The organism is Actinomadura sediminis (assembly GCF_042675525.1).
GTDB lineage: Bacteria > Actinomycetota > Actinomycetes > Streptosporangiales > Streptosporangiaceae > Spirillospora > Spirillospora sediminis.
Genome location: NZ_JBHTJA010000160.1, coordinates 1 through 10,455, shown reverse-complemented (window position 1 = coordinate 10,455; position 10,455 = coordinate 1). Strand labels below are relative to the sequence as shown.

The 10,455-nt window shown below is 72.3% G+C and carries 9 protein-coding genes; all 9 read left to right on the top strand.

The genetic code is table 11. The features are described 5' to 3' along the window. Nucleotides 1-1,975, top strand: a 1,975-nt coding sequence (gene infB / locus ACFQ11_RS35490) for a translation initiation factor IF-2 (RefSeq protein WP_378306925.1), incomplete at its 5' end; no start/stop codon positions are given. 289 nt (nucleotides 1,976-2,264) lie between these two features. Beyond that, nucleotides 2,265-2,573, top strand: coding sequence for a DUF503 domain-containing protein (locus ACFQ11_RS35485; RefSeq protein ID WP_378306923.1), 309 nt, complete (start codon nucleotides 2,265-2,267; stop codon nucleotides 2,571-2,573). Between the two features lie 55 nt (nucleotides 2,574-2,628). Next, nucleotides 2,629-3,132, top strand: a complete 504-nt coding sequence (gene rbfA / locus ACFQ11_RS35480) for a 30S ribosome-binding factor RbfA (RefSeq protein ID WP_378306921.1) — start codon at nucleotides 2,629-2,631, stop codon at nucleotides 3,130-3,132. Next, nucleotides 3,129-4,343: a DHH family phosphoesterase gene (locus tag ACFQ11_RS35475; RefSeq protein ID WP_378306919.1), complete on the top strand. Its 1,215-nt coding sequence runs from the start codon at nucleotides 3,129-3,131 to the stop codon at nucleotides 4,341-4,343. The genes rbfA and ACFQ11_RS35475 overlap by 4 nt, the downstream gene beginning before the upstream one ends. A 59-nt stretch (nucleotides 4,344-4,402) precedes the next feature. Continuing rightward, complete coding sequence (gene truB / locus ACFQ11_RS35470) at nucleotides 4,403-5,275, top strand: tRNA pseudouridine(55) synthase TruB (protein WP_378306917.1); 873 nt, start codon at nucleotides 4,403-4,405, stop codon at nucleotides 5,273-5,275. 165 nt (nucleotides 5,276-5,440) lie between these two features. Continuing rightward, nucleotides 5,441-6,121, top strand: coding sequence for a PAQR family membrane homeostasis protein TrhA (gene trhA, locus ACFQ11_RS35465; RefSeq protein ID WP_378306915.1), 681 nt, complete (start codon nucleotides 5,441-5,443; stop codon nucleotides 6,119-6,121). A gap of 148 nt (nucleotides 6,122-6,269) precedes the next feature. Then, nucleotides 6,270-7,256 (top strand): bifunctional riboflavin kinase/FAD synthetase, encoded by a 987-nt coding sequence (locus ACFQ11_RS35460; protein WP_378306913.1) that lies wholly within the window; start codon nucleotides 6,270-6,272, stop codon nucleotides 7,254-7,256. A gap of 226 nt (nucleotides 7,257-7,482) precedes the next feature. Next, entirely contained in the window at nucleotides 7,483-7,752 is a 270-nt protein-coding gene (rpsO, locus tag ACFQ11_RS35455) for a 30S ribosomal protein S15 (protein WP_026405490.1), read from the top strand. A gap of 345 nt (nucleotides 7,753-8,097) precedes the next feature. Further along, complete coding sequence (locus ACFQ11_RS35450; RefSeq protein ID WP_378306927.1) at nucleotides 8,098-10,422, top strand: polyribonucleotide nucleotidyltransferase; 2,325 nt, start codon at nucleotides 8,098-8,100, stop codon at nucleotides 10,420-10,422. The last annotated feature ends 33 nt before the right edge of the window (nucleotides 10,423-10,455 follow it).

The window sequence follows — 10,455 nt, the reverse complement described above, 5'->3', positions numbered from 1 at the left end:
GGGGTTCGGTCCCCGGCGCGGCGGCGCCCGTCGCGGTCGCGGCGGCACGCAGGGCGCGTTCGGCCGTCCCGGCGGACGTCCCGCACGCGGGCGCAAGTCGAAGCGGGCGCGTCGTCAAGAGTTCGAGAACATGCAGGCGCCCGCCGTCGGCGGCGTCTCGGCCCCGCGCGGCAACGGCAAGACCATCCGGCTGCCGCAGGGCGCCTCGCTGACCGACTTCGCCGAGAAGATCGGCGCCAACCCGGCGTCGCTCGTCGCGATCATGATGCACCTCGGCAAGATGGTCACCGCCACGCAGTCCGTCGACCCCGACGACCTGCAGGCGCTCGGGCTCGAGCTGGACTTCGACGTCCAGGTCGTCAGCCCCGAGGACGAGGACCGCGCGCTGCTCGAGTCGTTCGACATCGAGTACGGCGAGGACGAGGGCGGCGAGGAGAACCTCCAGCCGCGTCCGCCCGTGGTCACCGTCATGGGCCACGTCGACCACGGTAAGACCAAGCTGCTGGACGCCGTCCGGCACGCCAACGTGCAGGCGGGCGAGGCCGGCGGCATCACCCAGCACATCGGCGCTTACCAGGTCGAGACCGAGGTCGACGGCGAAGAGCGCAAGATCACCTTCATCGACACCCCGGGTCACGAGGCGTTCACCGCCATGCGTGCCCGCGGTGCCGACACCACCGACCTGGTGGTGCTGGTGGTCGCCGCGGACGACGGCGTCAAGCCGCAGACGACCGAGGCGATCGACCACGCCACCGCGGCCGGGGTGCCGATCGTGGTCGCGGTCAACAAGATCGACGTCGAGGGCGCCGACCCGAACAAGGTGCGGGCGCAGCTGACCGAGTACGGCCTGGTCGCCGAGGAGTTCGGCGGGCAGACCATGTTCGTGGACGTCTCGGCCAAGCAGGGCATCAACATCGACGGCCTGCTCGAGTCGATCATCCTGACCGCGGACGCCGAGCTCGACCTGAAGGCCAACCCCGACATGCCCGCCCAGGGCTCGGCCATCGAGGCCCACCTGGACAAGGGCCGGGGCGCCGTGGCGACCGTGCTGGTGCAGCGCGGCACGCTGCGGGTCGGCGACTCGATCGTCTGCGGCGTGGCCAACGGCCGCGTCCGGGCGATGCTCGACGAGAACGGCAACAACGTCGAGGAGGCGGGCCCGTCCCGTCCGGTGCTGGTGCTCGGCCTCGCGGCCGTCCCCGGCGCGGGCGACAACTTCCTGGTCGTCGACGACGACCGGGTCGCCCGGCAGATCGCCGACAAGCGGGTCGCGCGCAAGCGCAACGCCGAACTGCTGCGCAGCCGCAAGAGCAGCTCCCTCGAGGAACTGTTCAAGGACTTCCAGCAGGGCAAGCGGGAAGAGCTGCTGCTCATCCTCAAGGGCGACGTGTCCGGTTCGGTCGAGGCCCTGGAGGACTCGCTCCTCAAGATCGACGTGGGCGACGAGGTCAGCCTGCGGATCATCCGCCGCGGTGTCGGCGCGATCACGCAGGACGACGTCAACCTGTCGCTGGCGTCCGAGGAGGGCGCGGTCATCATCGGCTTCAACGTGCGGCCCGAGCGGAACGCACAGGAGCTCGCCGACCGCGAAGGCGTCGACATCCGGTACTACTCGGTCATCTACCAGGCGATCGAGGAGATCGAGGCGGCCCTCAAGGGCATGCTCAAGCCGGAGTACGAGGAGGCCCAGCTCGGCACCGCGGAGATCCGCGAGATCTTCAAGGTGCCGCGGATCGGCAACGTCGCCGGCTCGATGGTCACCTCCGGCCACATCCAGCGGAACGCCAAGGCCCGTCTCGTCCGCGACGGCGTCGTGGTCGCCGACAACCTCACGGTGTCGTCGCTGCGCCGCTTCAAGGAGGACGCCACCGAGGTCCGCGAGGGCTTCGAGTGCGGTATCGGCGTGGGCTTCAACGACATCAAGCTCGGCGATGTCATCGAGTGCTTCGAGATGCGGGAGAAGCCCCGCGTCTGAGGCGTCCGAGTCGAACGGCCGGCCGCCCGCCCGGACCCACGGGTCCGGGCGGGCGGCCGCCGTCTCGGTGCGGCCCGCGCTCGCCGAACCCGCCCGCCCGCGATGTGCTCCCCCGCGGGGTGAGTGGAACGTGACGGTGCGGGGTGCTCGACCGAAAAACGGTGACATGGCGCCAGGCGGATCTCATAGCCTGGCGTCTGTCATGTCCGGTCCGGCCCCGCCGAAGACGGAGGTCGGGCCGGGAACACGGCGGCCGATCGCCGTCGTTCCACTTTTGAGAGATCCCGAGGTGATCGATCAGGTGTACGTGGGTGCACTGACGCTCGACCTGCTGCTGGGGGACGTCCGGTCGCTGAAGCAGAAGCGGTCCGTGGTCCGGCCCATCATCGCCGACGTGCGCAAGCACTTCCCGGGGGTGGCCGTGGCCGAGACGGGCGACAACGACCTGTACCGCCGGGCGGAGATCGGGATCGCCGTGGTCTCGGGCACCGCGGCCAACTGCACCGAGGTGCTCGAGCAGTGCGAGCGCCTCGTGTTCGGGCGGCCGGAGATCGAGCTGCTGTCGGCCAGGCGGCGGCTCTTCAATGACGAGGACTGATCCGGTGGACGGCCGGGACACGGCCGTCGCCGGACCATAGAAAGGGAGTGCGATCATGGTGGACGCAGCTCGGGCGCGCAAGCTCGCCGACCGCATCCAGCAGATCGTCGCCGAGATGCTGGAACGGCGGATCAAGGATCCGCGGCTCGGCTTCGTGACCGTGACGGACACCCGCATCACCAACGACCTGCGCGACGCCACCGTGTACTACACGGTGTACGGGTCGGACGGCGAGCGCGCCGAGACGGCGGCCGCGCTGGAGAGCGCCAAGGGCGTGATCCGCTCGGAGGTGGGCAAGCAGACGGGGATCCGGCACACGCCGAGCATCACCTTCGTCATGGACTCCCTGATGGAGAACGCCGCCCACATCGACGACCTGCTGGCGAAGGCCCGGGCCCGGGACGCCGAGGTCGCGCGCGCGGCGCGGAGCGCCTCGCCCGCCGGGGACGCCAACCCCTACCGTGAGCCCGCCGCCGACGGCGAGCCGGACGACGACGAGCTCGGCGACGAGCCCGGGTCCGACGGCGAGGACGGCTCGTCCCGGCGTTCGTCGTCGTGAGCGCCGCCGAGGACCGCGCGGTCGCGCCGGGGGCGTGGTCGCACGGACGGCCGGCCCTGCGGGCCGGCGGGTACCGGGCGGGCCACGGAGGCCACGGCACCGGCCACGACCCCGTGCCCTCTGCCGCCGGGAACGGTGCCGCCGGGAACGGTGCCGCCGGGAACGGCGTCGCCCCGTCGGGGGAGGCCGCCCCGGACACCGGCGACGGCTCCGGCGATCTCGAGTGGGACAAGGCCCTCGAGCTGATCCGCGCGGCCGACGAGGTCGTGCTCGCGTGCCATGTCGTCCCGGACGGGGACGCGCTCGGCTCGATGCTCGCGCTCGCGTTGGCGCTCCGCACGCTCGGCAAGCGGTGCCTCGCGTCGTTCGGCGAGCCGTTCACCGTCCCGGGGATCCTGCGGTTCCTCCCCGGCCAGGAACTGCTGGTCGACCCGGGACGGCTGCCCGCGTCCCCCCGGCTGATGATCTCCCTGGACGCGGCGGGCCGGGCCCGGCTCGGGTCGCTCGCCGGGCACGCCGACCGGGCCGGGGCGCTGATCGTCGTCGACCACCACGCGTCCAACACCGGGTTCGGCGGCGTGCGGCTGGTCGACCCGGACGCCGCCGCGACGGCCGTGCTGGTCGAGGAGCTGATCCGGCGGCTCGGCGTTCCCCTCGACGGGGACATCGCCCAGGGCCTGTACGCGGGGCTGGCGAGCGACACCGGGTCGTTCAAGTACCCGTGCACCACCCCCGAGGTGCACGACCTCGCGGGACGGCTGCTGACCGCCGGCGTCCGGCCCGACGCGGTCGGCCGCGAGCTGTGGGACCGGGCGCCGTTCGGTTACCTGCAGGTCCTGGCGGGCGCGCTGGCGCGGGCCCGGCTGGAGCGCGACGCCGCCGGCGGCCGGGGCCTGGTGTGGACGACGATCGCCCGGGCGGACCGGGACGCGCGCGACGTCCCCTACGATCAGCTCGAAGGCGTCATCGACCAGCTCCGCCGCACCGACGAGGCCGAGGTCGCGGTCGTGTGCAAGGAGAACGACGACGGCGACTGGTACGTGTCCATGCGCTCCAAGGGGGCGGTGGACGTCGGCCGCGCCTGCGTCGCGCTCGGCGGGGGCGGGCACCGGACCGCGGCCGCGTTCACCACGGCCGGGGATCCCGCCGGCGTCATCGACCGGCTGCGCGGCGCGCTGCGCCCGCCCGGCGAGCCCGCCGGTCCGTCCTGACCCTTCGGCCAGAGCAGTCGAACCCGGCCGGGACCCCCGGCCCTGGAATCGGAGCGCGCGTGGAGAACTCGGGGCTCGTCATCGTCGACAAGCCGGCGGACTGGACCTCGCACGACGTCGTCGGGCGCATGCGGCGGCTCGCGAAGACCCGCCGGGTCGGGCACGCGGGGACGCTCGACCCGATGGCGACGGGCGTCCTCGTGCTCGGCGTGGGGAAGGCGACCCGGCTGCTCGGGCACCTCGCCCTCACCGAGAAGGGCTACGACGCGACGATCCGGCTCGGGCAGTCCACCAACACCGACGACGCCGAGGGCGAGATCACCGCGGCGGCGTCCGCGGCGGCGGTGACCGACGAGGCGCTGCACGCGGGCGTCGCGGCGCTGACCGGACGCATCGAGCAGGTCCCGCCGCAGGTCAGCGCCATCAAGGTGAACGGCGAGCGGGCCTACAAGATGGCCCGCAAGGGCGAGGAGGTCGAGCTCAAGGCCCGTCCGGTGACCGTGCACGGCTTCACCGTGACCGGCGTCCGCCGCGACGGCGACCTGATCGACGTCGACGCGTCCGTCGCGTGCTCGTCCGGGACCTACATCCGCGCGCTGGCGCGCGACCTCGGCGCGTCCCTCGGCTGCGGCGGGCACCTGACCCGGCTGCGCCGCACCCGCGTCGGCCCGTACGACCTCGGCATGGCCCGCACGCTGGACGAACTGGCCGGCGACCTGGAGATCCTGCCGATGGACGAGGCCGTCGCCGCGGCGTTCCCGCGCCGCGACGTGTCGGCGGACGACGCCCGCAAGGTCGCGCACGGGGGGCGGCTCCCGGCGGCGGGGCTCGGGCCCGGCCCGGTCGGCGTCTTCGGCCCGGACGGTACGCTGCTCGCGCTCGTCGAGGAGCAGGGGCGCGCGGCCAGGCCGCTGGCGGTCTTCGTTCCCTGACGCGCCCGCCGCACGCCGGCGGCGTCCGTGTCGGCGCCGTGTCGGCCATCAGTGTCGGCCATCAGTGTCGATCGTCACGCCGCCACCCCGGTGCGAACGAACCTACGGCGTCGTAACCTACGTAACCGTAAGTTGGTTGTGGCACGGTCATAGCAGGAGGTGCCCATGGCGTCGGCGACGAGCGACCGCACCGCGAGCACACCCGTCGGATCCCCCACGCGCCCGAGGCTGCGCGGCTGGCTGCACATCGGCGCGTTCCCCGCCGTCCTGATCGCCGGGCTCGTCCTGGTCGCGCTCGGCCCCACGACGCAGGCCAGACTGGCCTCGGCGGTGTACGTGGCCGCGTCCGGGTTGCTGTTCGGCATCTCCGGGACCTACCACCGGCAGCGCTCCCACCGGGTCATCGAGGTGCTCCGCCGCTTCGACCACGCGAACATCTACCTGATCATCGCCGGGACGTACACGCCGTTCGCCGTCGTCGCCCTGGACGGCGGCGTCCGCATCGCCGTCCTGGCCACCGTGTGGACGGGCGCGATCGCCGGCGTCGTGTTCCGGACGGTCTGGATCGGCGCCCCGCGCGCCCTCTACGTCACCCTGTACATCGTCCTGGGCTGGGTCGCGGTGTTCTTCATGCCGCAGTTCCTCGACGGCGCGGGCGTCGCGGCGTGCGTCCTCGTCGCGGCCGGCGGCATCTGCTACAGCCTGGGCGGGGTCGTGTACGGACTGCGCCGCCCCGACCCGTCGCCGCGCTGGTTCGGTTTCCATGAGGTGTTCCACACGTTCACGCTCGTGGCGTACATCCTGCAGTACATCGCGGTTTCGCTGGTCGTCTACCAGTCCGGTTGATCCGGGCCGCGCGCGCTCCGCACGCGTTCACCCGCGTTAGGGCGCCCCTCCCACGACGGCGGCTCGGGACGCATGGCACCCTTTATGGCGACGGCAAGGACCCGGCAGACGAGAACCGGGCGGATACGTCCTACGCAGGGAGAGCATGGTGCGGCGCTGGCATGGCCTCGACGAGGTACCCGCCGACTGGGGCCGTTCGGTGGTCACCATCGGCGTGTTCGACGGTGTGCACCGCGGGCATCAGCGGATCGTCGGCGCCGCCGCCGAGGAGGCCCGGCGGCGCGGGCTCCGCTCCGTGGTGATCACTTTCGATCCGCACCCGGACGAGGTCGTGCGGCCCGGCACCCACCCGCCGCTGCTGGCCACCACCGGCCGCCGCATCGAGCTCCTCGAGGGGCTCGGCACCGACGCGGTCGTGGTCGTCCCGTTCACGCTGGAACTGTCGAAGACGCCGCCGGACGAGTTCGTCCAGCAGGTCCTCGTGGACCGGCTGCACGCGGCGCACGTCATCGTCGGCGAGGACTTCCGGTTCGGGCACAAGGCCAAGGGCGACATCGCGCTGCTGCAGGAGCTCGGCGGCAAGTACGACTTCACGGCCGAGGGCGTCCCGCTGGTGGCGGACGGCGACACGATCTCCTCGACGTCCATCCGCGAGCGGCTGGAGGCGGGGCAGGTGGAGGCCGCCGCCGAGACGCTCGGGCGGCCGCACCGCGTGGAGGGCGTCGTCGTGCGCGGCCACCGCCGCGGGCGGGCGCTCGGCTTCCCGACCGCGAACCTGGAGACGCGGCCGAACACCGCGATCCCCGCGGACGGCGTCTACGGCGGCTGGCTGGTCTGCGACTCCGACCGCTACCCGGGCTTTCGCTGGCCCGCCGCGATCTCCATCGGGACGAACCCGACGTTCGAGGGCGCGGGGGAGCGGACCGTCGAGGCGTACGCGCTCGACCGCGACGACCTCGACCTGTACGGCGAGCACATGGGCGTCGACTTCACCGCCCGCATCCGGGACACGCTCAAGTTCGACTCGATCGACGCGCTCGTCGAGGAGATGCACCGGGACGTCGACCGCGCCCGCGAGATCACCTCGGACGCGTCCGACGCCTCCGGCGGGGGTTCCGCGACGCCCGGGGCCTGACGTCCCGCGGGGACGGGCGCGCGCCGCACCCTCCGTGATCATCCGGAATCCGGACCGTGACGGTGCGTCGACCCGGCATGGTACGGTGAAGAATCGCCGGGAAGGGCCCCGGCGCGGCTGGCTGCACCCTCATGCGGCTCGCCACATCTCTCAATGACGCACCATGCGGACCGTCCGCCCGTTTCCGGGCCGGGATCTGCGGGTGACGACCTTACGAAGGAGCCACGTGTCGCTCGACACCGCCACGAAGAAGCAGATCATCGCCGAGTACGCGACCACTGAGGGTGACACCGGGTCTCCGGAGGTCCAGGTCGCGCTGCTGACCCGGCGCATCACCGATCTGACCGAGCACCTCAAGGAGCACAAGCACGACCACCACAGCCGCCGCGGCCTCCTGCTGCTGGTCGGCCAGCGTCGTCGGCTCCTGAAGTACCTCGCCAACAAGGACATCAACCGGTACCGGAAGCTGATCGAGCGTCTCGGTCTGCGCCGCTAGCGGTGTGAGGGAGTGGCCGCCGGGCCACTCCCTTCCTTTTATGGCCGGGCGGGGCCGTGCGGCCCCCCGGCCGGGCCGGGGCCGGCCGGCGGCCCGCCCCGGCGCACGACGCGCCCGTCCGGCCCTCCGGCCGGACCGGACGCACAACCGAAGAGAAGAGCCTCGCGGACACCGCTGGTGCGGGCCGGTCCTCGGTAGTGGCTTCCGGATCCGTTCCGCCCGCGTCGGCGGGCACTGGATCCGGGTGCTTCGATCGAAGACCGGCAGCGTGACAAGCCACGGGAAACGGCCGCGAGGACCGATGACCGGAACCTGAGGAGGTTTCCCGTGACAGAAGCCGTGCGCATCGACGGAGCGCAGAGCACCGAGGCCGTGATCGACAACGGCACGTTCGGCACCCGCACCATCCGTTTCGAGACCGGCCGGCTGGCCCGCCAGGCCGCCGGCTCGGCCGTCGCCTACCTGGACGACGAGACGATGGTGCTGTCGGCGACCACCGCGTCGAAGAAGCCCAAGGAGAACCTGGACTTCTTCCCGCTGACCGTGGACGTCGAGGAGCGGATGTACGCGGCCGGGCGGATCCCCGGCTCGTTCTTCCGCCGCGAGGGCCGTCCCTCCGAGGACGCGATCCTGACCTGCCGCCTCATCGACCGGCCGCTGCGCCCGTCCTTCACCAAGGGCCTGCGCAACGAGATCCAGGTCGTCGAGACGATCATGGCGCTGCACCCCGATCACCTGTACGACGTCGTGGCGATCAACGCCGCCTCGATGTCCACCCAGCTGGCCGGGCTGCCGTTCTCCGGCCCGATCGGCGGCGTCCGCGTCGCGCTGATCGACGGCCAGTGGGTCGGCTTCCCGACGCACCCCGAGCTGGAGCGCGCCACGTTCGACATGGTCGTCGCCGGCCGCGTCCTGGAGGACGGCGACGTCGCGATCATGATGGTCGAGGCCGAGTCGACCCGCGACACCCTCAAGCTCGTCGCCGAGGGCGCCGCCGCGCCGACCGAGGAGATCGTCGCCGAGGGCCTCGACGCCGCCAAGCCGTTCATCAAGGTGCTGTGCCGGGCGCAGAGCGACCTCGCCGCCGTCGCCGCCAAGCCGACCGCCGAGTACCCGATCTTCCTGGACTACCAGGACGACGCGCTCGACGCCGTCACCGAGGCCGTCAGCGGCGACCTCGCGCAGGCGCTCACCATCGCCGGCAAGCAGGAGCGCGAGACCCGCCTCGACGAGCTCAAGGCGGCCGCCGCCGAGAAGCTCGCCGAGCGGTTCGAGGGACGCGAGAAGGAGATCTCCGCCGCGTTCCGCGCCCTCACCAAGAAGCTCGTCCGCGAGCGCGTCGTCCGGGACGGGCTGCGCATCGACGGCCGCGGCCCCAAGGACATCCGCCAGCTCACCGCCGAGGCGCACGTCCTCCCGCGGGTGCACGGCTCGGCGATCTTCGAGCGCGGCGAGACGCAGATCATGGGCGTGACCACGCTCAACATGCTCCGCATGGAGCAGATGATCGACACGCTCAACCCCGAGCGCACCAAGCGCTACATGCACAACTACAACTTCCCGCCGTACTCCACCGGTGAGACCGGCCGGGTCGGCTCGCCGAAGCGGCGCGAGATCGGGCACGGGGCCCTCGCCGAGCGCGCCCTGCTGCCGGTCCTGCCGACCCGCGAGGAGTTCCCGTACGCGATCCGGCAGGTGTCGGAGGCGCTCGGTTCCAACGGCTCGACCTCGATGGGCTCGGTCTGCGCGTCCACGATGTCGCTGCTGGACGCGGGCGTCCCGCTCAAGCAGATGGTCGCGGGCATCGCGATGGGCCTGATCCACGAGGGCGGCGAGTACGTCACCCTCACCGACATCCTCGGCGCCGAGGACGCGTTCGGCGACATGGACTTCAAGGTCGCCGGCACCCGCGACCTGATCACCGCGCTGCAGCTCGACACCAAGCTCGACGGCATCCCCGCCTCGGTGCTGTCCGCCGCGCTGAAGCAGGCCAAGGGCGCCCGGCTGGCGATCCTCGACGTGATGCAGGAGGCCATCGAGGCGCCCGCCGAGATGAGCCCGAACGCGCCGCGGATCATCACCATCAAGGTCCCGGTCGACAAGATCGGCGAGGTCATCGGCCCCAAGGGCAAGATGATCAACTCGATCCAGGACGACACCGGCGCCGACATCACCATCGAGGACGACGGCACGATCTACGTCGGCGCCACCGACGGCCCGTCCGCCGAGGCCGCGCGGCAGGCGATCAACTCGATCGCCAACCCGCACATGCCCGAGGTCGGCGAGCGGTTCCTCGGCACCGTCGTCAAGACGACGACGTTCGGCGCGTTCGTGTCGCTGCTGCCCGGCAAGGACGGCCTGCTGCACGTCTCGCAGATCCGCAAGCTGCACGGCGGCGCCCGGATCGAGAACGTCGAGGACGTCATCGGCGTCGGCGAGAAGATCCAGGTCGAGGTCACCGAGATCGACCAGCGCGGCAAGCTGTCGCTGGTCCCCGTCGACGTGATCGAGCGGGAGTCCGCGGAGTCGGCGGGCGGCGACTCCGGGGAGGCCGCCGAGGCCCCCGAGGCGTCCGCCGAGAACGGCGACGGCGAGTCCGGCGAGCGCCGCGCGCCGCGCCGCCGCCGCGCCCGCCGCGGCGTCCACGACGCCGCCCAGCGCAACTCCTGACCGCGCACGACGGCCGACCGGCCCGCCCGCCCG